Source organism: Citrobacter sp. LST-B2, assembly GCF_057983045.1.
On record NZ_CP192598.1, the window covers coordinates 540165 to 559867 of the forward strand.

Sequence of the window (19703 nt, forward strand, 5' to 3'; positions counted from 1 at the left end):
TGCCGGATGGTTTTTACCATCCGGTCTTACGCTTTACACATCCATCCCGTTCATTATTTTGTCAATGATGTTTCTGAGGATACCGCTTGCTGCGCTGTCAGTGCCAATTGCGAACGAATGAGTTCATCTGCCAGTAATTTTTCGTCAGGCAATTGCACTTTATATTCACTTGCCATCACGGTATTCGGTAAACCGTTCAGCGCGTAGTGCGCTTCTCCAGCCCCTTTTCCCGCACACAGGATTAACCCTACTGGCGGATTTTCCCCCGGCATTGTCCAGTGCTCTTTGGCGTAGTTAAGGTACATGTTCATTTGTCGTGCATCGGCATAGCTGAATTTGCCCATTTTCAGGTCAACAACTAACAGACAACGCAAGCGGCGATGGAAGAAAAGCAGGTCGACGCGAAACCAGCTATCGTCAATGCGTAACCGGCGCTGTCGGCTGACAAACGCAAAATCGTCCCCGAGTTCAAGCATAAACTCCATCAGATGGTTAATCAGTGCTTCTTCCAGATCGGATTCAGAATACACATCTTTCAGATCGAGGAATTCGAGAATAAAGGGATCGCGTATTGCGTGTTCTGGTAAGACTTCGGGCACGGTGGGCGCAGCCTGTTGCAGCAACGCGGGTTTATCATGAGACAGCAGCGTACGTTCGTAAAACTGAGACGCGATTTGCCGAGCGAGTTGTCGTACTGACCAACCGTTGCGTAATGTTTCTTTCTCGTAAAAGGTGCGGGCATCGGGGTTTTTAACTGACAGGAGACGGACATAGGCTGACCAGGGCAGCGGGAATATCCTGGCGAGTTGTTTGAGATTTAAAGTTTCGCCAGACAGTGTCTGGTGAATTTCAATATGCTGAAAATATAGGTAAAAAGCTCTAATTTGCCGCAGGTTGCCGGTTGAGAAACCACGCTTATAGCGCCGGGTTAAATCTATGGACAGTTGCTCAATCAGTTGAGCACCATAAGCTGCCCGCGTTTCACCGCCCTGCTCAAACTGGACAATACGTCGACCTATTTCCCAGTACGTCGCCGTCATGATCGCGTTGATATTGCGGACGGTCTCTGTCCTGGCAGTATCCAGCAGATGGATTATGCCGTTGTGGATTTGCTGATAATCGCCGGCGGGCTGTGCCGATGTTGTTGCCATCATATTATCCCTGACATGATAGTTACGGATTGAAAATATCTCGCTATCAGTACATTTAAAGGGATATACGGTCAATTCTACTCAGCCCATTACATTCATTTACGGCGAAATTTGCGAGCCGCTTTCGAAGAATGAAGGTGGGATATAGCGAAAAGAAAGGGTGACTCCCCATCCCTGAGCGAGAACTCAGAGCAGGGGAGTCAGAAAGGTTTACTACACTTCCAGCCAGTTCATGATCCCGTCAGCCGCTTTGCGGCCTTCGGCAATGGCGGTCACCACCAGATCCGAACCACGCACAATGTCACCGCCGGCGAAGATTTTCGGATTGCTGGTCTGGAAGGCGTTATCGCTGCCTTCCGGCGCGATAATACGGCCCTGAGAATCCAGTTCGACGCTGTGTTTTGCCAGCCACTCCATGTTATGGGGGCGGAAGCCAAACGCCATCACAACGGCATCCGCCGGAACCACATGTTCGGAACCGGGGACGATTTCCGCACGACGGCGGCCTTTCGCATCCGGCGCACCCATTTCGGTACGTGCCATTTTCACGCCGCTGACTTTACCATTCGCATTGATTTCAATACCCAGCGGCTGCACGTTGAACTGGAACTCCACACCTTCTTCACGCGCGTTTTTCACTTCGCGTCGGGAACCCGGCATGTTTTCTTCGTCACGGCGATAGGCACAGGTGACATGCGTTGCGCCCTGACGAACGGAGGTCCGCACACAGTCCATGGCGGTATCGCCACCGCCCAGCACCACCACGCGTTTACCTTCCATATTGACGTACGGTTCGTCGGTCGTTTCACCAAAGCCCATGATCTGCTTCGTATTGGCGATCAGGAACGGCAGGGCGTCAAATACGCCATCGGCGTCTTCGTTTTCCAGCCCGCCACGCATGGACTGATAGGTGCCGACGCCGAGGAATACCGCATCGTACTCTTGCAGCAGGTCGTCGAGCTGTACGTCACGTCCCACTTCCACATTCAGTTTGAACTCGATTCCCATGCCAGTGAAAATTTCACGGCGGCGAGTCATCACCTCTTTTTCCAGCTTGAAGGCCGGAATGCCAAAGGTCAGCAGGCCCCCAATCTCTGGATGACGGTCAAACACCACGGCCTTCACGCCATTGCGGGTCAACACGTCGGCACAAGCCAGCCCGGCTGGACCGGCACCGATGATCGCAACCCGCTTGTCAGTCTGGCGAACGCCGGTCATATCCGGACGCCAGCCCATTTCGAACGCTTTATCATTGATATAACGCTCGATGTTGCCGATGGTGACGGCACCGAACTCGTCGTTCAGCGTACAAGAACCTTCACACAAACGGTCCTGCGGGCACACGCGACCGCACACTTCCGGCAGCGTGTTGGTCTGGTGAGACAGTTCCGCAGCTTCAAAAATGCGTCCTTCATTGGCGAGCTTCAGCCAGTTCGGAATGTAGTTATGAACCGGGCATTTCCACTCACAGTACGGGTTACCGCAGGAAAGACAACGATCCGCCTGTGCTTTTGCCTGACCTTCTGAAAACGGTTCGTAGATTTCGATAAACTCGATTTTGCGGATCTTCAGCGGCTTCTTCGGCGGATCAACGCGCTGCAGGTCGATAAATTGGTATACGTTCTGACTCATTGCTGCTACCCCTTACTGCGCCTGCACACGCAGCTCTGCTGCGCTACGACTACGGTGACCCAACAGTGCTTTCACATCACTGGACTTCGGTTTAACCAGCGCGAATTTGTTAGCGAAGGCTGACCAGTTAGCCAGAATCTCTTCCCCGCGCTGAGAACCGGTATGCTGCACGTGTTCGGTGATCAGGCCACGCAGATGCTCTTCGTGGATAGCCAGTTCGTCAACGCCCAGCACTTCGACCAGTTCCGGGTTTACACGTTTACGGAACTCACCATCTTCATCCAGCACGTAGGCGAACCCGCCCGTCATACCCGCGCCGAAGTTCACTCCGGTTTTGCCGAGGATACAGACGATTCCGCCGGTCATGTATTCGCACCCGTTGTCGCCAATCCCTTCCACCACGGTGATCGCACCGGAGTTACGCACCCCGAAACGCTCACCCGCACGCCCTGCGGCATACAGACGACCCCCGGTCGCACCATACAGGCAGGTGTTGCCAATGATGCTCGCTTCATGGCTACGGAAAGCGGAACCGACCGGAGGACGCACCGCCAGCAGACCACCCGCCATGCCTTTGCCGACATAGTCGTTAGCATCGCCGGTCAGGTACAGCTCCACGCCGCCCGCGTTCCAGACACCGAAGCTCTGGCCTGCGGTACCGCTGAAGTGCGCTTTAATTGGGTCAGAGGCCAGCCCCTGATCGCCGTGGGTCTGAGCAATATATCCCGAGAGCGACGCGCCAACAGAACGATCGGTGTTACGAATATCGAACCAGAAGGTTTTGCTCTGGCGCTCATCAACATACGGTTTCGCCTGTTGCAGCAACTGTGCGTTCAGTACACCGTTATCAAACGGCGGGTTGTTCTCGGTGCAGTACAACGCTTTGCCGGGATGCGGCTCCGCGGTTTCCAGCAGCCGGGACAGCGCCAGTTTCTGCTGTTTGGCGGTAAACCCGTCCAGTTCTTTCAGCAGGTCGGTACGGCCAATCAGATCCACCAGACGCGTCACGCCAAGCTGCGCCATCAGTTCGCGCGTTTCGCGTGCGATAAACTCAAAGTAGTTGGTTACTTTGAACGGCAGACCGTGATAATGGTTCTTGCGCAGTTTGTCGTCCTGGGTTGCCACACCGGTTGCACAGTTGTTGAGATGGCAAATACGCAGGTATTTACAGCCCAGCGCCACCATCGGGCCGGTACCGAAGCCGAAGCTTTCTGCACCGAGGATCGCCGCTTTGATGATATCCACGCCGGTTTTCAGACCGCCATCGACCTGCAAACGGATCTTATGACGCAGGCCGTTGGCGACCAGCGCCTGCTGGGTTTCCACCAGGCCCAGTTCCCACGGACAGCCTGCGTATTTTACTGAAGAGAGCGGGCTCGCGCCGGTACCGCCGTCGTAGCCGGCGATGGTGATCAGGTCAGCGTAGGCTTTCGCCACGCCGGTCGCGATGGTACCGACGCCCGGTTCGGACACCAGCTTCACGGAGATCATCGCCTTCGGGTTCACCTGCTTCAGATCGAAAATCAGCTGCGCTAAATCCTCGATAGAGTAGATATCGTGGTGCGGCGGCGGGGAGATCAGCGTCACGCCCGGTACCGAGTAGCGCAGTTTGGCGATGTACGGGGTCACTTTATCACCCGGTAGCTGACCACCTTCTCCCGGTTTCGCACCCTGGGCGACTTTAATCTGAATCACGTCGGCGTTAACCAGGTACGCCGGGGTGACACCGAAGCGACCAGAGGCCACCTGCTTAATGCGTGACACTTTATTGGTGCCGTAGCGCGCCGGGTCTTCGCCGCCTTCGCCGGAGTTGGAATTACCGCCGATGCTGTTCATCGCTTCAGCCAGTGCTTCATGTGCCTCCGGGCTTAGTGCGCCGATCGACATTGCCGCGGTATCAAAACGTTTGAACAGTTCGCTCGCCGGTTCGACTTCCTCGATGCTGACCGCGTTGTCGCCAGGATTAATTGCCAGCAGATCGCGCAGTGTCGTCGCGGGACGCTCGTTGACCAGCTTTGCGTATTCCTGATAGTCGCTGTATTCCCCGCTCTGAACCGCCTGTTGCAGGGTTCGTACCACGTCCGGGTTGTAGGCGTGGTATTCGCCGCCATGCACATACTTCAGCAGGCCGCCCTGTGAAATAGGTTTACGTGCCAGCCATGCGCGTTTGGACAGGTTCAGCAGATCCTGCTGGAAGTCTGCAAAGCCCGCGCCGCCGATGCGACTGACCACGCCCTGGAAGCAGAGATTCACGACATCATCATGCAGGCCCACCGCTTCAAACAGTTTGGAGCAGCGGTAGGAGGCGATGGTCGAGATGCCCATTTTGGACATGATTTTGTATAGCCCTTTATTGATGCCGTTACGGTAGTTCAGCATCACGGTACGGTAGTTTTTGGCGATCGCCTGAGTGTCGATCAGACGGCCCAGCGTCTCATACGCGAGGTATGGGTAAATGGCCGTCGCGCCAAAGCCCAGCAGCACGGCGAAGTGATGCGGATCGCGAGCGCTTGCGGTTTCGACAATGATGTTGGCGTCGCAGCGCAGGTTCTGCTCAACCAGGCGCGTTTGTACTGCGCCGACGGCCATCGGCGCCGGTACCGGCAGGCGATTTTTGCCGATATTACGGTCTGTCAGTACCAACAGAACGGTGCCGCTGCGGACCATTTGCTCGGCGGTATCGCACAGCGCTTTGACTGTCTCTTCCAGCGTGGTTTGCGTCGCATCGAAGGTGATATCGAGCCGGTCGGCGCGATAATGTTCTTCTTTCATCGTAGTGAGCTGCTGGAAATCAGAGTACAGCAGAATTGGTGATTTAAAGCTCAGACGGTGCGCCTGGCCTTCCGCTTCGCAGAAGACGTTCATCTCGCGACCGATGCTGGTCGCCAGCGACATGACATGCGCTTCACGCAGCGGATCGATAGGTGGGTTCGTCACCTGGGCAAACTGCTGGCGGAAGTAGTCGTAAATGATGCGCGGCTGGCTGGAAAGCACGGCAAACGGGGTATCGTCACCCATTGAACCGACCGCTTCCTGACCGTTTTCGCCGAGCACGCGGAGAACGGAATCCAGTTCTTCGGCGCTGTAATTAAACTGTTTCTGGTAGCTGGCGAGCGTATCGTCGTCCAGTTCACGCTGGCCCACCTGATCGTCTGCCAGATCTTCAAACGGCACCAGGCGGCGGACGTTTTTCTCCATCCACTCTTTATACGGATGGCGGCTTTTCAGGTCGTCGTCCGTTTCGGCGGAGTGCAGAATGCAACCGCTGCGGGTGTCGATAACCATCAGTTCGCCGGGGCCGACACGGCCCTTTTCGACCACTTCGTCAGGCTGGTAGTCCCAGATCCCGACTTCAGATGCGCAGGTGATCAGCTTGTCTTTGGTGATGACATAGCGCGCCGGACGCAGACCGTTACGGTCGAGGTTACAGGCGGCGAAACGCCCGTCGGACATGACGATACCGGCCGGGCCGTCCCACGGCTCCATATGCATGGAGTTAAAGTCAAAGAAGGCGCGCAGATCCGGATCCATATCCGGGTTGTTCTGCCAGGCTGGCGGCACCAGCAGACGCATGGCGCGGATGATGTCCATCCCGCCCGCCAGCAGCAGTTCCAGCATATTATCCATGGAACTGGAGTCGGAGCCGGTTTCGTTAACGAACGGCGCGGCGTCGTGCAGATCCGGTATCAGCGGGGTCTGGAATTTATAGGTGCGGGCGCGAGCCCACTGGCGGTTACCGGTAATGGTGTTGATTTCGCCGTTGTGCGCCAGGTAGCGGAACGGCTGCGCCAGCGGCCAGCGCGGCACGGTGTTGGTGGAAAAACGCTGGTGGAACAGGCAAATGGCCGATTCCAGACGCAAGTCCGCGAGGTCCAGGTAGAAGCGCGGCAGATCCGCTGGCATACACAGACCTTTATAGATGTTGACCAGGTTTGACAGGCTACAGACGTAGAAGTCTTTGTCTTCCTGTAGTCGTTTTTCAATACGGCGACGGGCGATGAACAGACGACGTTCCATATCGCGCGGACGCCATCCCGCAGGGGCATTCACAAAAATTTGTTCAATACGCGGCAGGGAGGAGAGGGCGATTTCACCCAGTACACCTTCGTTGGTCGGCACATCACGCCAGCCAACAATCGACAGAGTTTCCTGCTGAAGCTCTTCTTCGACAATACGGCGAGAGGCGGCGGCCAGTTCAGGGTCTTTGTTCAGGAAGATCATGCCAACCGCGTAGTTTTTGGCTAAACGCCAGCCGTGCTCTTGCGCAACGATGCGGAAAAAACGGTCAGGTTTTTGCAGCAGCAGACCACAACCATCGCCGGTTTTACCATCAGCGAGGATTGCGCCACGGTGCTGCATTCGGGCCAGTGCGTGTATGGCGGTACGCACTACCTTGTGGCTAGGTTCGCCTTCTATGTGGGCGATCAGGCCGAAACCACAGTTATCCTTCTCAAGGGATTTATCGTACAACATATCAGTGAACCTCCCCAGGCTCTGCGAGACCCCCTTCCGATACCGTTTGCGCACGGGCACACCAAGAGCATGGCGACGGGGTTTGCGTGTCATACGCGTACCTCGCATTCGCCCTCTTTATCCATTTCGCTTAGGTCAAACAAGTTTGAGGACTTGCTGTCAGAGGGAATCTCAATTACTGCATAAATATGATGAGCACACCGCTCATCCAGAAAGCTTCCAGCGGATTTCCACGTTATCGGGAATCCACACACAGGTCAAATGGCAATCTTATTTCTCTAATAATGTGCTATAGAGCATTTATCTTCATGAAAATATTGAAAATAATATCATTTTGACATTGAATTAACGTACTGGAAACGAGGCGAGGAGTGTGATCTGTCTCACTGTCATAACCGCTTGTTAGCTCATGTCTCCGCTTTATTCGTCGTCAGATGTAGTGTTTTGTGCTGGTTTGTTGCGATATGGCATTTCATGATACTGTTTTTGCGCAATCGACGTCAGAAGATAAAAAAAATGACCGGAGATAAGGAAAAGTAATTGGCTGGGTTGTGAATGAAATATCGTTTATTTTGACTGAATATGCAATTGATAAAAGCCTGCCAGGGCGATTGATCCAGGTCATCGCCGACAAGGGTTAAAAATGGCAGGCTTTGGCCTCTTTTCAAGGCGCGGTCTATCAGATTATGCAGTTACAGAAATTAGTCAATATGTTTGGTGGGGATCTTTCTCGGCGTTATGGGCAAAAGGTTCATAAACTGACGCTCCACGGCGGATTTAGCTGTCCAAATCGCGATGGCACCATCGGACGCGGCGGCTGCACTTTCTGTAATGTTGCCTCTTTTGCGGATGAAGCGCAGCAGCATCATTCGATCGCCGAACAACTCGCGCACCAGGCGCATCTGGTTAATCGTGCGAAACGCTATCTGGCCTATTTCCAGGCCTATACCAGTACCTTTGCTGAAGTGCAGGTGTTGCGCTCGATGTATCAGCAGGCGGTCAGTCAGGCCAGTATTGTCGGGCTGTGCGTGGGAACGCGTCCCGACTGCGTACCGGAGGCGGTTCTCGATCTGCTCTGTGAGTATAAAGACCAGGGCTATGAAGTGTGGCTGGAGCTGGGGCTGCAGACCGCGCATGACAAAACGCTGCACCGTATTAATCGTGGTCACGATTTTGCCTGTTATCAGCGCACAACCCGCCTTGCCCGTGAGCGCGGCCTGAAAGTTTGTTCGCACCTTATTGTCGGCCTGCCGGGAGAACGGCAAGCGGAATGCCTGCAAACGCTTGAGCGGGTGGTGGAGACGGGAGTGGATGGCATCAAACTGCATCCGCTGCACATCGTGAAGGGCAGCATTATGGCCAGAGCGTGGGAAGCAGGGCGTCTGAACGGGATTGAACTGGATGACTACACGCGAACCGCAGGCGAGATGATCCGTCATACCCCGCCGGAGGTGATTTATCATCGTATTTCCGCCAGCGCGCGCCGTCCCACGCTGCTGGCACCGTTGTGGTGCGAAAACCGCTGGACCGGGATGGTCGAGCTGGATCGTTATCTGAATACGCATGGCGTGCAGGGTTCTGCGATCGGACGGGCATGGGTTCCGCCTGACGCCTGAACTATGACGGGCATTCGCATTTCTTGCACATTCTTCAACGTCTTGCCCAGAATTGAGTATTATTGTGCCAGGTTGTCGTAAAGGAAATCCCTGATGAAGCAAATTCGTATGCTGGCGCAGTACTATGTGGACCTGATGATGAAATTGGGTCTGGTGCGCTTTTCGCTGTTGTTGGCGTTAGCGCTCGTTGTGCTGGCAATTGTGGTGCAGATGGCGGTCACCATGGTGCTACATGGTCGGGTCGAACAGATCGATGTCATCCGCTCCATTTTCTTTGGTTTGTTAATCACCCCCTGGGCGGTCTATTTTTTGTCGGTGGTGGTGGAGCAACTGGAAGAATCCCGTCAGCGGTTATCCCGACTGGTGCAAAAGCTGGAAGAGATGCGTGAGCGCGACCTCAAGCTCAACGTCCAACTGAAAGATAATATTTCGCAGCTGAATCAGGAGATTGCTGACCGCGAAAAGGCAGAGGCGGAACGCCAGTCCACGTTTGAGCAGCTCAAAGTTGAGATCAAAGAGCGCGAAGAGGCGCAGATCCAACTTGAACAGCAATCCTCTTTTTTACGTTCTTTTCTGGATGCCTCGCCGGATTTGGTTTTTTATCGCAACGAAGATAAAGAGTTTTCCGGCTGTAACCGGGCGATGGAGTTGCTCACCGGCAAAAGCGAAAAACAACTGGTTCATTTAAAGCCTGCTGATGTGTACTCGCCGGAAGCCGCCGAAAAAGTCATTGAGACCGACGAAAAAGTTTTCCGCCATAATGTGTCGCTGACCTATGAGCAATGGCTTGATTATCCCGACGGGCGCAAAGCCTGTTTTGAAATCCGCAAAGTGCCTTATTACGATCGCGTTGGTAAACGTCATGGCCTGATGGGTTTTGGTCGCGATATTACCGAGCGCAAGCGCTATCAGGATGCGCTTGAGCGCGCCAGCCGCGATAAAACCACCTTTATTTCCACCATTAGCCACGAGCTGCGCACACCGCTGAACGGAATTGTCGGTCTGAGTCGTATTCTGCTGGACACTGAGCTGACGGCCGAACAGGAAAAATACCTGAAAACGATCCATGTCTCCGCCGTGACGTTGGGGAACATCTTCAACGATATCATTGATATGGATAAGATGGAGCGGCGTAAGGTTCAACTGGATAACCAGCCAGTGGATTTCACCAGCTTCATGGCCGATCTGGAGAACCTCTCCGGCCTGCAGGCGCAGCAGAAAGGGCTGCGTTTTGTGCTCGACCCGACCTTGCCGCTGCCGCATAAAGTGGTGACTGACGGCACGCGTCTGCGGCAGATCCTGTGGAACCTGATCAGCAACGCGGTGAAATTTACCCAGCAGGGCCAGGTGACCGTGCGCGTACGTTACGATGCCGGCAGTACTCTGCACTTTGAAGTGGAAGATTCCGGCATCGGCATTCCGCAGGATGAGCAGGACAAAATCTTCGCCATGTATTATCAGGTGAAAGACAGTCACGGCGGAAAACCAGCGACCGGTACAGGCATCGGTCTGGCGGTCTCGCGTCGTCTGGCGAAAAACATGGGTGGAGATATCACCGTGGCAAGTCAGCCAGGTAAAGGCTCAATCTTTACTCTGACCGTCCATGCGCCAGCGGTGGCTGAAGAAGTTGAAGATGCGTTTGAGGATGACGATTTGCCGCTACCGGCGTTAAATGTCCTGCTGGTGGAAGATATCGAACTGAACGTCATTGTGGCGCGCTCGGTGCTGGAAAAACTCGGTAATAGCGTGGATGTCGCGATGACCGGGAAAGCGGCGCTGGAGATGTTCACGCCGGGCGAATACGACCTGGTGTTGCTGGATATTCAGTTGCCGGATATGACGGGCCTCGATATTTCACGCGAACTGACCCAGCGTTATGCGCGTGAAGATCTGCCGCCGCTGGTGGCGCTGACGGCAAACGTCCTGAAAGATAAAAAAGAGTATCTGGATGCCGGTATGGATGACGTGCTGAGCAAGCCGCTGTCGGTACCGGCGTTAACCGCCATGATTAAGAAGTACTGGGATACCCAAGATGAGGAGGAGTGCACGGTGAAATCTGAAGAGAGCAGTAAATCGCAAGCGCTATTAGATATTCCGATGCTGGAACAGTACATAGAGCTGGTGGGGCCGAAACTAATTACCGATGGCCTGGCGGTGTTCGAGAAGATGATGCCAGGTTATTTAAGCGTTCTGGAATCCAATCTGACCGCGCGTGACAAAAAAGGCGTGGTTGAAGAAGGGCATAAAATTAAAGGGGCGGCGGGTTCTGTTGGCCTTCGTCATCTGCAACAGCTGGGGCAGCAGATCCAGTCACCCGATCTTCCAGCATGGGAAGATAACGTGGGGGAATGGATTGAAGAGATGAAACAGGAGTGGCAACACGACGTTGCGGTATTAAAGGCCTGGGTGGCGAACGCTGGAAAAAAATGACCCCGGCTTGACCGGGGTGCGCGAATACTGCGCCAACACCAGGGAAATCATGGCTGCGCCGTAAGTTATAATTGTGATTTAAAAGGCGCAGCGCGTAAATTCGGGCCGCACGCAGTTAAGATAGCAAATCTTAAATGCTTTGTTACATGAATCAGTTAAATGTGTGAAGCGTAGCATTTTAATCACAATTATTAATGTGCTGCAGATAGTGGTGAAAAGGACATTTGAATGAAAAAAATTGGCGTAGTTCTCAGTGGATGCGGTGTGTATGACGGTGCTGAAATTCATGAAACCGTACTGACGTTGCTGTCCATTGCCCGCAGCGGCGCGCAGGCCGTCTGCTTTGCGCCCGACAAAGCGCAGGCCGATGTGATTAATCATCTGACGGGCGAACCGATGGCGGAAACCCGTAATGTACTGATTGAAGCGGCCCGTATTACACGCGGCAACATTCGTCCGCTTTCTCAGGCAGTCTCAGCCGATCTGGATGCGCTGATTGTTCCCGGTGGTTTTGGCGCGGCCAAAAATTTGAGCAACTTTGCCAGTCAGGGCAGTGAATGCCGGGTTGATCCGGATTTAGCCGGGCTCGCTCTGGCGATGCATCAGTCGGGCAAGCCGCTGGGTTTTATGTGCATCGCCCCGGCGATGCTGCCGAAAATCTTCGACTTTCCGCTACGTCTGACAATCGGGACCGATATTGATACAGCGGAAGTGCTGGAAGAGATGGGGGCGGAGCATGTGCCGTGCCCGGTCGATGATATCGTCGTTGATGAAGATAATAAAATCGTCACCACACCGGCCTACATGTTGGCGCAGGACATCGCTCAGGCGGCAATGGGGATCGAAAAACTGGTATCACGCGTGCTGGTCCTGGCGGAATGAAAAAAGGAGTTTTCGCCTTTCTGAGGCGAGTGATATTGCGCGTCGTGATTATCCTCGCCGTTTTCTGGGGCGGTGGCATTGCGCTGTTTAGCGTGGTGCCTGTGCCTTTTTCAGCGGTAATGGTTGAGCGGCAGATCGGTGCCTGGCTACAGGGTGACTTTGGCTATGTTGCTCATTCCGACTGGGTGAGTATGGATGAAATCTCTCCGTGGATGGGACTCGCGGTGATTGCCGCAGAAGACCAGACCTTCCCGGACCACTGGGGTTTTGACGTTGCTGCTATCGAAAAAGCGCTGTCACATAACGAACGTAATGAAAACCGCATTCGCGGCGCGTCAACATTGTCACAGCAAACGGTTAAAAATCTCTTTCTCTGGGATGGGCGTAGCTGGTTGCGGAAAGGGCTGGAAGCCGGACTTACCGTCGGTGTAGAGACGGTCTGGAGCAAGAAGCGGATCCTGACGGTTTACCTGAATATCGCGGAATTTGGTGATGGCGTATTTGGCGTCGAAGCCGCCGCACAGCGCTATTTTGGCAAACCGGCCAGCCGATTGACTCAGTCAGAAGCGGCGCTGCTTGCCGCTGTATTACCCAATCCTCTGCGCTTTAAGGTCGCAGCACCTTCAGGCTATGTGCGTAGCCGTCAGGCGTGGATACTGCGTCAAATGCGTCAGTTGGGTGGGGAGTCGTTTATGACCCGCCACCACCTGCATTAAATCTGCATTACGCCTCGCGCGAAGAGAGTGACAATCCGCTGCGTTCTTTCGGGTGGACGTCTTTTTCCAGCGCGACGGCCAGTACCGGTTGGGCGATAAAACGCTGCCACAGTCTTTCCTGCTTACGATGGCAGAACCATTTTGACCAGGTCGCCAGCGGGATCAACGTCCCTTCGCCAATATTATCGCAAACCACCGGCACCACTTCCGATTCGCTGATACGGTGACAAAGAATGTTCTGTGGTTTCAGCGTCATGGTGACGATATGGTTGTCACGCAGGTAGCGTTTTAGCGTCTTCAGCAGCTGACGCAGCACGGCAAAGTCGTCTTCGTAACGACATTGTTTGGCAAATTCGGTGAGAGTGATGGACGGCTTGCCGTCGTAATCGGCAATCACATCGTAAACGTAACCCGTTCCGCAGTCGGTCTCGACCGTGCCGTAATAGCGAGGGATACCGCTCCAGTCTTTCAGGTAGCGAGAGAGGTGAGCATAGTACTTCAGTTCACGCTGTGTCTCTTTGTCGCCGCCGTGTCCACTGTTGTAAACGATCTTAATACAACGTTGGGCATCATCCGGATGCGCATAACACTTACGATGTCGTCCGGTGCCCAGGGGAGTCTCTGCTGATAAACGAATCATGAGTGATATCCTGGAAATATTTACTGACAATAATCCAGTATGAACACTCAGGTTAAATGAAACCTAAACGACTTGTCTTAAGGTTTTCTTAAGGTAATTCTTAAGTTAAAAAGCGCACGAATTGTACAGTTTAGGGGGGCAAAAATGAAAAAAACGCCTGGTGGCGTTTTCTGTGAAGGTATCCGCGGAACGAGCTAACTCAGTCTTCGTCGAATCCCGAATTGAAAAGAGCGATGACGGCCGCCAGCGCTTCAACCTCTTGCGGACCGGAGGCTTCAACTTCAATCTGTCGGCCTTTGGCGGAGTCCAGCATCAGTAATGCGATGACGCTGTTGGCTTCCGCTTCGGTGCCTTCATCATTTCGTAGCAGGACTTCCGCGTCAAATCCCTGCATTAATTCAAAGAGCTTCATTGCTGGCCGGGCATGCATGCCCAGCTTGTTCGTGATTTCAACAGTTTGCTTCACGGTCATGTTTTGCGTTTTTCCAGCGTACGATGGCGTGACTGTACGTTTTTACCGCGTGAGCGGAAGTAGTCTGCCAGCTGTTCTGCAATATACACCGAACGGTGTTTCCCGCCGGTACAACCGATAGCCACGGTCAGATAGCTACGGTTGTTGGTCTCCAGCATGGGTAACCATAGCTCAAGATAGCTGCGAGTCTGGTAGATAAAATTGTGTACTTCTGTGTGTCTGTCGAGGAAGGCGGCGACGGGCTTGTCGAGACCGGTCATTGGACGCAGTTTCGGATCCCAGTGCGGGTTTGGCAGAAAGCGGACGTCGAAAACGTAATCGGCATCGATGGGGATCCCGTGCTTAAAGCCGAAGGACTCAAACACCATCGTCAGTTCACGCTCACGTTTACCCAACAGGCGGGTCCGCAGCATTTCAGCCAGTTCATGCACCGACATTTCTGAGGTGTCGACGATCAGGTCGGCGCGAGAACGCAGCGGTTCCAGCAGGTCACTTTCCTGATCAATGGCGCTTTCCAGCGACAGGTTCTTGCTGGAGAGAGGGTGCAAACGACGCGTATCGCTGTAGCGACGAATCAACGTGTTGCGATCGGCATCGAGGAACAGCAACTGCGGCGAGAACGCCTCGGGCAGGTTGTTCATCGCCTGCTCAAAAATTTCCGGCGACTCTGGCATATTGCGTACGTCAATGCTGACGGCAGCCGAAATCTGGCGTTCGGCAAGCGTGCGAGCCAGATCGGGTAACAATACGACGGGAAGGTTATCCACGCAGTAAAAGCCCATATCTTCCAGCGCGCGCAGGGCGACAGATTTACCTGACCCTGAACGACCGCTGACGATCATCAGTACCATGTACTGTTTCTCCTCACCACGGAAAAAGGGGAGTTACGCTTCATCCTGACCGCCTTCGGTGTCAGTGATGATTTGATACAACTCTTCATCGCTCTGTGCGGCGCGCAGTCGACGGCAGATGGTTTTATCCGCCAGACGCTTAGCCACCAGCGATAGTGTATGCAGGTGCGTTTTGGTTTGATCCGCAGGCACCAGCAGTGCAAAAAGCAGATCAACAGGTTGATTATCAATCGCATCGAAGGCGATGGGCGTTTCCAGTTGCACAAACACGCCGACGGCGCGCAGGGTATCTTCTTCCAGCTTACCGTGCGGGATGGCGATCCCATTGCCGATGCCGGTACTGCCCATTTTTTCGCGCGTCAGGATCGCTTCAAAAACGACCTGCGGCGGTAGACTGAGCTGTTTTGCAGCCAGTTCACTGATGATTTCCAGCGCGCGTTTTTTGCTCTGGCAGTGAACGGCACTGCGCGTACATTCCTGGTTAAGTACACTACTCAGTTGTAGAGTCGTATCGTTATTTATCATAATTTCACCTAAGAATCCGTCCCACAACAGCGGAACGGATTCGGAGCGCTAACTGTACAAATGGCCTGTTGTTCTGCACAACAGGCCGTCCTGCACCCGCTAACTGCCCGGACAATTAGTGTTGTTTCAATTTATCTTTGTGTTTGGTGAGCTGTCTTGCCAGCTTGTCAATCAGGCCATCAATGGCCGCATACATATCCTGACCTTCCGCGCTGGCGTGAATTTCGCCACCGTTTACATGCAGTGTTGCATCCGAGATGTGGGTAACCTTTTCCACTTTCAACACAATATAGACCTGATTGATCCTGTCAAAATACTGTTCGAGTTTGGCGAACTTGGTATTCACAAAGTCACGCAGGGCTTCTGTGATCTCGACGTTGTTTCCAGTGATGTTGAGCTGCATAGTGTCTTCCTTATCGGTTGGGTCAAACCAGTTGTTTGCGCTGGTTTGACGGCGGAATGGATAAAGACTCTCGGTACTTCGCAACGGTGCGGCGCGCCACCATGATGCCTTGTTCCGACAGCATCGATGTTAGCTTGCTGTCGCTCAAAGGCTTCGCGGGGTTTTCCGCCGCAATCAACTTCTTCACCAGTGCGCGGATCGCCGTGGAGGACGCTTCGCCACCCCCCTCGGTATTCACATGGCTGGAGAAAAAATACTTCAGTTCAAAAATGCCGCGTGGACTGTGCAGATACTTCTGCGTCGTCACACGAGAAATGGTCGATTCGTGCATCTCGACGGCCTGGGCGATGTCAGCCAGCACCATCGGTTTCATAAATTCTTCGCCTTGCTCAAAGAAGGCTTGCTGCTGCTCAACGATGCAACGGCTGACGCGCAGCAGGGTATCATTGCGGCTTTCCAGACTCTTAATCAACCACTTCGCATCCTGCAAATTACTGCGGATGTACTGGCTGTCGGCGTCATTACGCCCACCGTTGCACATGGCGGCGTAGTGCTGATTGATCTGCAAGCGGGGAATGCTGTCACCGTTGAGCTCAACCGTCCAGTGACCGTTATGCTTGCGTACCAGCACATCCGGGATCACGTATTCCGGTTCGCCGGTCTGGATCGACTGCCCGGGTCGGGGATCGAGTGACTGAATCAGATTGACCGCCTCTTTGAGCACCTCTTCTTTGAGACGAGTGACGCGCATCAGAGTGCGGAAGTCGTGGTTCGCCAGCAGATCGAGATGATCGCTGATGATCAACCGGGCTTCTTCAAGGAAGGGGGTCGATTTGTCGAATTGCGAGAGCTGGATCAGTAAGCAATCGCGCAGATCTTTTGCCGCCACGCCTACGGGATCAAACCGCTGAATACGTTTGAGTACGGCTTCGACTTCATCAAGGCCGACCTCATCATTGCCCATGCTGTCGAGGATGTCGTCCAGCGAAACGGTGAGATAACCGGTATCGTCAACGGCATCTACAATCGACGTGGCGATTGCGCGGTCGGTATCGGAGAACGGGGTGAGTTCCACCTGCCACATCAGGTAATCCTGTAGAGTCTGCGTGGTTTCACCCTGGTAAACGGGGAGCTCATCGTCAATGTAGTCGCCGCTGGTGCCCGACGGCGTTCCGGCGGTGTAGATTTCATCCCAGCTGGCGTCAAGCGGCAACTCTTCCGGCATCTCTTTTTGTTCGAGCGCGTCGGCGGTATCCAGCGTTTCGCTGTCCTGAGTTTCGCGGGTATCAACTTCGTCGTGAAGATCGGTTTGTTCCAGCAACGGATTGCTTTCCAGCGCTTGCTGGAGTTCCTGCTGCAGTTCCAGCGTGGACAACTGCAACAGACGAATCGCCTGTTGTAGCTGCGGCGTCATCGCCAGTTGTTGGCTCAGCCTGAGTTGCAAACCTTGCTTCATGTTCAGAGTCGTTTTCTCCCGCTATGACGTCGCAAACTTCTACCCTATCAGAGTCTGAAGTCTTCCCCAAGGTATACGCGCTTCACGTGTTCGTCCTGCAGGATTTCTGTCGGCGTGCCGTGCGCGATCAGGTGTCCCTGGCTCACGATATAGGCACGTTCACACACGGCCAGCGTTTCGCGGACGTTATGGTCGGTAATCAACACGCCGAGACCGCTGTCACGCAGATGCTCAATAATGCGTTTGATATCGATAACGGAGATGGGGTCAACGCCGGCAAAGGGTTCATCCAGCAGGATAAATTTCGGGTTGGCGGCGAGGGCGCGGGCGATTTCCACACGGCGACGTTCCCCGCCGGAGAGTGACTGACCCATGTTGTCGCGCAGATGCTCAATGTGGAACTCTTCCATCAGCTCGTTAGCGCGGTCTTCACGCTGTTCGCTGGTGAGATCGTCACGAATTTGTAGTACGGCCATCAGGTTATCGTACACGCTCAGGCGGCGAAAAATCGACGCTTCCTGCGGCAGATAGCCAATTCCGCGGCGCGCGCGGGCGTGCAACGGCAGCAGACTGATGTCTTCATCATCAATAATGATGTTACCGGCATCGCGCGGCACAATGCCGACGACCATGTAGAAGGTGGTGGTTTTACCCGCACCGTTCGGCCCAAGCAGACCGACAATCTCGCCCGAGTTGACGGTCAGGCTGACATCTTCCACGACGCGGCGGCCCTTGTAGGCCTTCGCCAGATTCTTTGCAGTTAATGTTGCCATAACGAATTAGTTACTCTTTTTCTGAGCCGGAGCCTGGTTTTTGTTTTTGTCCTGCAACTGCGACGGAACCAGAACGGTGGTCACACGCTTGCCTTTCTCACTGAAGGCCTGCATTTTCTGCTCTTTCACCAGATAGGTAATTTTGTCACCGGTGATGTTGCTGTCGAGCTGTTCCAGATACGCATTGCCGGTGAGCACGACAAAATCTTTCGCCAGTTCATAATGCATTTTCGACGCATGGCCTTTTACCGGCTTACCGTTGTCCTGCATTTGATAGAACGTGGCCGGGTTGCCGAAGCCATCAATGACCTCTTTACCCTCTTCACCGCCAGGGCGGGTAACGACCACTTTATCGGCGTTAATTTTGATAGTGCCCTGGGTCACAATGACATTACCGGTGAAGGTCACGACGTTGCCCTGCATATCCAGAGACTGCTGGTCCGATTCGATGTGGATCGGCTGTTCGGTATCGCCCGTGACGGCGAACGCCGGAATGCTGGCGGCCAGAAGTGAGCTGGCAAGCACAAGATTAAGGCTGAGTTTGTTTGTTTTGAATTTCATAGGAGGTTCTAACCTTTTCAATCAGCTCGGCGTTCTTGTTGCGTAAGTTGCCGCGCATTTTCAGTCCGCTGGAGTTAAATGTTGTTCCGTATAACGTGACGAGGTCTTCAGAGGTAACATCCTGCGTCACCAGATTGATCTGCGCGTTATCGGTGGTAATTCTGCGAAGTTGAGCGTCAGGCACCAGCGCGTTGACTTCAACGTGACCATAAAGATACAGCATTCGATCCTCGGTTAGCTTGGCTTTATCAGCCTTGATTGACCACGTCGGGATCTTGTCCTTATCAAACGTCGTTAATACGGGTTGTGTGAACCACGAAACGGCCTGATCGGAATAATACTCAACATGTTGGGCGATCAAACGATAGCTCAGCGCACCTTCCGGACTGTAGACAACGGTATCCGTATGCTCGCTCTTATAGGTCGGATCGCTCGTATTCACCACCACCTGCGCCGTGTCGTCTTTATCGGCCAGGTTAATCCCAATCAGCACCAGCACGGCCAATGACAGTAGAATGATAACCCAACGTCTGGCTTTACTCATATCGATTGCCCTTTGGCCTCATCAAGCTTACCCTGCGCCAGTAATAATAAATCACAGACTTCTCGTACCGCGCCGCGTCCGCCCGCGATTTTCGTGACATAATCCGCGCGCGGAAGCAGTAACGGATGCGCATCCGCAACGGCAATGCTCAGGCCAATTTTTTCCATCACCGGCCAGTCAATCAGATCGTCACCGACGTAGGCCACCTTTTCCGGCGCAATCGCCAGTTTTGCCAACAGATCGTGAAAGGCGACCAGCTTGTCCGACTGCCCCTGATACAGGTGCGTGATCCCCAGTGTGGCACACCGATCTTCTACTAGTTTAGCCTTTCGTCCGGTAATGATGGCGACGTCGATATCAGACGTCAGCGCACAACGGATCCCGTAACCGTCACGGACGTTGAAAGCCTTCAGCTCTTCACCGTTGTTGCCCATATAAATCAGGCCATCCGACAGCACGCCATCGACATCAAGAATCAGCAGACGGATATTCTCTGCTTTGGCGATGACGTCTGCGCTGACGGGTCCATAACAGGTCGCAAGCGACGCACCTGCTTTGCTCATTTCTTTTTATCCTTG

Annotated in this window: 17 protein-coding genes; 4 read left to right on the forward strand and 13 right to left on the reverse strand. The window is 53.9% G+C overall.

Annotation, left to right across the window (positions count from 1 at the left end; genetic code table 11):
- Positions 1 to 53 precede the first annotated feature (53 nt).
- The 3 genes from ACQ0PY_RS02625 to gltB form a co-directional block, all read right to left on the reverse strand.
- On the reverse strand, positions 54 to 1151 hold the full coding sequence (locus ACQ0PY_RS02625; protein WP_109739796.1) for a PDDEXK nuclease domain-containing protein: 1098 nt from the start codon (positions 1149 to 1151) through the stop codon (positions 54 to 56).
- Positions 1152 to 1364: 213 nt separating this feature from the next.
- Positions 1365 to 2783, reverse strand: coding sequence for a glutamate synthase subunit GltD (gltD, locus tag ACQ0PY_RS02630; protein ID WP_042998313.1), 1419 nt, complete (start codon positions 2781 to 2783; stop codon positions 1365 to 1367).
- Positions 2784 to 2795: 12 nt separating this feature from the next.
- On the reverse strand, positions 2796 to 7256 hold the full coding sequence (gltB, locus tag ACQ0PY_RS02635; RefSeq protein WP_044255961.1) for a glutamate synthase large subunit: 4461 nt from the start codon (positions 7254 to 7256) through the stop codon (positions 2796 to 2798).
- A 686-nt stretch (positions 7257 to 7942) separates the two neighbouring features.
- On the opposite strand from gltB, the gene mnmL reads away from it, so the two are divergent.
- From mnmL to mtgA, 4 genes are all read left to right on the forward strand, one after another.
- Positions 7943 to 8872 (forward strand): tRNA modification radical SAM protein MnmL/YtqA, encoded by a 930-nt coding sequence (mnmL, locus tag ACQ0PY_RS02640; RefSeq protein ID WP_081048487.1) that lies wholly within the window; start codon positions 7943 to 7945, stop codon positions 8870 to 8872.
- A 93-nt stretch (positions 8873 to 8965) separates the two neighbouring features.
- Positions 8966 to 11302, forward strand: coding sequence for an aerobic respiration two-component sensor histidine kinase ArcB (gene arcB / locus ACQ0PY_RS02645; protein WP_042998311.1), 2337 nt, complete (start codon positions 8966 to 8968; stop codon positions 11300 to 11302).
- Positions 11303 to 11530: 228 nt separating this feature from the next.
- Entirely contained in the window at positions 11531 to 12184 is a 654-nt protein-coding gene (elbB, locus tag ACQ0PY_RS02650; protein WP_042998310.1) for an isoprenoid biosynthesis glyoxalase ElbB, read from the forward strand.
- Positions 12181 to 12900, forward strand: a complete 720-nt coding sequence (gene mtgA, locus ACQ0PY_RS02655) for a monofunctional biosynthetic peptidoglycan transglycosylase (protein WP_090050704.1) — start codon at positions 12181 to 12183, stop codon at positions 12898 to 12900. Before elbB ends, mtgA begins: the two co-directional genes overlap by 4 nt.
- A gap of 7 nt (positions 12901 to 12907) precedes the next feature.
- Here mtgA and yrbL read toward each other — a convergent pair whose 3' ends face one another.
- The 10 genes from yrbL to kdsC form a co-directional block, all read right to left on the reverse strand.
- Positions 12908 to 13540 (reverse strand): PhoP regulatory network protein YrbL, encoded by a 633-nt coding sequence (gene yrbL, locus ACQ0PY_RS02660; RefSeq protein WP_042998308.1) that lies wholly within the window; start codon positions 13538 to 13540, stop codon positions 12908 to 12910.
- Between the two features lie 199 nt (positions 13541 to 13739).
- Positions 13740 to 14012 carry a PTS phosphocarrier protein NPr gene (gene npr, locus ACQ0PY_RS02665; protein WP_042998307.1) on the reverse strand — a complete coding sequence of 91 codons (273 nt, stop codon included), beginning with the start codon at positions 14010 to 14012 and terminating at the stop codon, positions 13740 to 13742.
- Complete coding sequence (gene rapZ, locus ACQ0PY_RS02670) at positions 14009 to 14863, reverse strand: RNase adapter RapZ (protein WP_012908509.1); 855 nt, start codon at positions 14861 to 14863, stop codon at positions 14009 to 14011. Before rapZ ends, npr begins: the two co-directional genes overlap by 4 nt.
- A 33-nt stretch (positions 14864 to 14896) precedes the next feature.
- Complete coding sequence (ptsN, locus tag ACQ0PY_RS02675) at positions 14897 to 15388, reverse strand: PTS IIA-like nitrogen regulatory protein PtsN (protein ID WP_042325036.1); 492 nt, start codon at positions 15386 to 15388, stop codon at positions 14897 to 14899.
- 115 nt (positions 15389 to 15503) lie between these two features.
- On the reverse strand, positions 15504 to 15791 hold the full coding sequence (hpf, locus tag ACQ0PY_RS02680; protein ID WP_003025078.1) for a ribosome hibernation promoting factor: 288 nt from the start codon (positions 15789 to 15791) through the stop codon (positions 15504 to 15506).
- Positions 15792 to 15813: 22 nt separating this feature from the next.
- Positions 15814 to 17247, reverse strand: coding sequence for an RNA polymerase factor sigma-54 (gene rpoN / locus ACQ0PY_RS02685; protein WP_109739797.1), 1434 nt, complete (start codon positions 17245 to 17247; stop codon positions 15814 to 15816).
- Positions 17248 to 17294: 47 nt separating this feature from the next.
- Complete coding sequence (lptB, locus tag ACQ0PY_RS02690) at positions 17295 to 18020, reverse strand: LPS export ABC transporter ATP-binding protein (RefSeq protein ID WP_044263650.1); 726 nt, start codon at positions 18018 to 18020, stop codon at positions 17295 to 17297.
- A gap of 6 nt (positions 18021 to 18026) precedes the next feature.
- A complete protein-coding gene (lptA, locus tag ACQ0PY_RS02695) occupies positions 18027 to 18581 on the reverse strand; it encodes a lipopolysaccharide ABC transporter substrate-binding protein LptA (protein WP_042325045.1) in 555 nt (184 codons plus the stop codon).
- Positions 18550 to 19125 (reverse strand): LPS export ABC transporter periplasmic protein LptC, encoded by a 576-nt coding sequence (gene lptC / locus ACQ0PY_RS02700; RefSeq protein WP_044255950.1) that lies wholly within the window; start codon positions 19123 to 19125, stop codon positions 18550 to 18552. Before lptC ends, lptA begins: the two co-directional genes overlap by 32 nt.
- On the reverse strand, positions 19122 to 19688 hold the full coding sequence (gene kdsC / locus ACQ0PY_RS02705; RefSeq protein ID WP_109739798.1) for a 3-deoxy-manno-octulosonate-8-phosphatase KdsC: 567 nt from the start codon (positions 19686 to 19688) through the stop codon (positions 19122 to 19124). The genes lptC and kdsC overlap by 4 nt, the downstream gene beginning before the upstream one ends.
- Positions 19689 to 19703: the final 15 nt, after the last annotated feature.

Bases quoted from the DNA above. Each gene is read 5' to 3' on its own strand.
- arcB (WP_042998311.1), top strand. From the start codon at position 8,966: ATGAAGCAAATTCGTATGCTGGCGCAGTACTATGTGGACCTGATGATG.
- lptC (WP_044255950.1), bottom strand. From the start codon at position 19,125: ATGAGTAAAGCCAGACGTTGGGTTATCATTCTACTGTCATTGGCCGTG.
- ACQ0PY_RS02625 (WP_109739796.1), bottom strand. From the start codon at position 1,151: ATGGCAACAACATCGGCACAGCCCGCCGGCGATTATCAGCAAATCCAC.
- gltD (WP_042998313.1), bottom strand. From the start codon at position 2,783: ATGAGTCAGAACGTATACCAATTTATCGACCTGCAGCGCGTTGATCCG.
- elbB (WP_042998310.1), top strand. From the start codon at position 11,531: ATGAAAAAAATTGGCGTAGTTCTCAGTGGATGCGGTGTGTATGACGGT.
- lptB (WP_044263650.1), bottom strand. From the start codon at position 18,020: ATGGCAACATTAACTGCAAAGAATCTGGCGAAGGCCTACAAGGGCCGC.
- yrbL (WP_042998308.1), bottom strand. From the start codon at position 13,540: ATGATTCGTTTATCAGCAGAGACTCCCCTGGGCACCGGACGACATCGT.
- mtgA (WP_090050704.1), top strand. From the start codon at position 12,181: ATGAAAAAAGGAGTTTTCGCCTTTCTGAGGCGAGTGATATTGCGCGTC.
- gltB (WP_044255961.1), bottom strand. From the start codon at position 7,256: ATGTTGTACGATAAATCCCTTGAGAAGGATAACTGTGGTTTCGGCCTG.
- hpf (WP_003025078.1), bottom strand. From the start codon at position 15,791: ATGCAGCTCAACATCACTGGAAACAACGTCGAGATCACAGAAGCCCTG.
- ptsN (WP_042325036.1), bottom strand. From the start codon at position 15,388: ATGATAAATAACGATACGACTCTACAACTGAGTAGTGTACTTAACCAG.
- kdsC (WP_109739798.1), bottom strand. From the start codon at position 19,688: ATGAGCAAAGCAGGTGCGTCGCTTGCGACCTGTTATGGACCCGTCAGC.
- npr (WP_042998307.1), bottom strand. From the start codon at position 14,012: ATGACCGTGAAGCAAACTGTTGAAATCACGAACAAGCTGGGCATGCAT.
- lptA (WP_042325045.1), bottom strand. From the start codon at position 18,581: ATGAAATTCAAAACAAACAAACTCAGCCTTAATCTTGTGCTTGCCAGC.
- mnmL (WP_081048487.1), top strand. From the start codon at position 7,943: ATGCAGTTACAGAAATTAGTCAATATGTTTGGTGGGGATCTTTCTCGG.
- rpoN (WP_109739797.1), bottom strand. From the start codon at position 17,247: ATGAAGCAAGGTTTGCAACTCAGGCTGAGCCAACAACTGGCGATGACG.
- rapZ (WP_012908509.1), bottom strand. From the start codon at position 14,863: ATGGTACTGATGATCGTCAGCGGTCGTTCAGGGTCAGGTAAATCTGTC.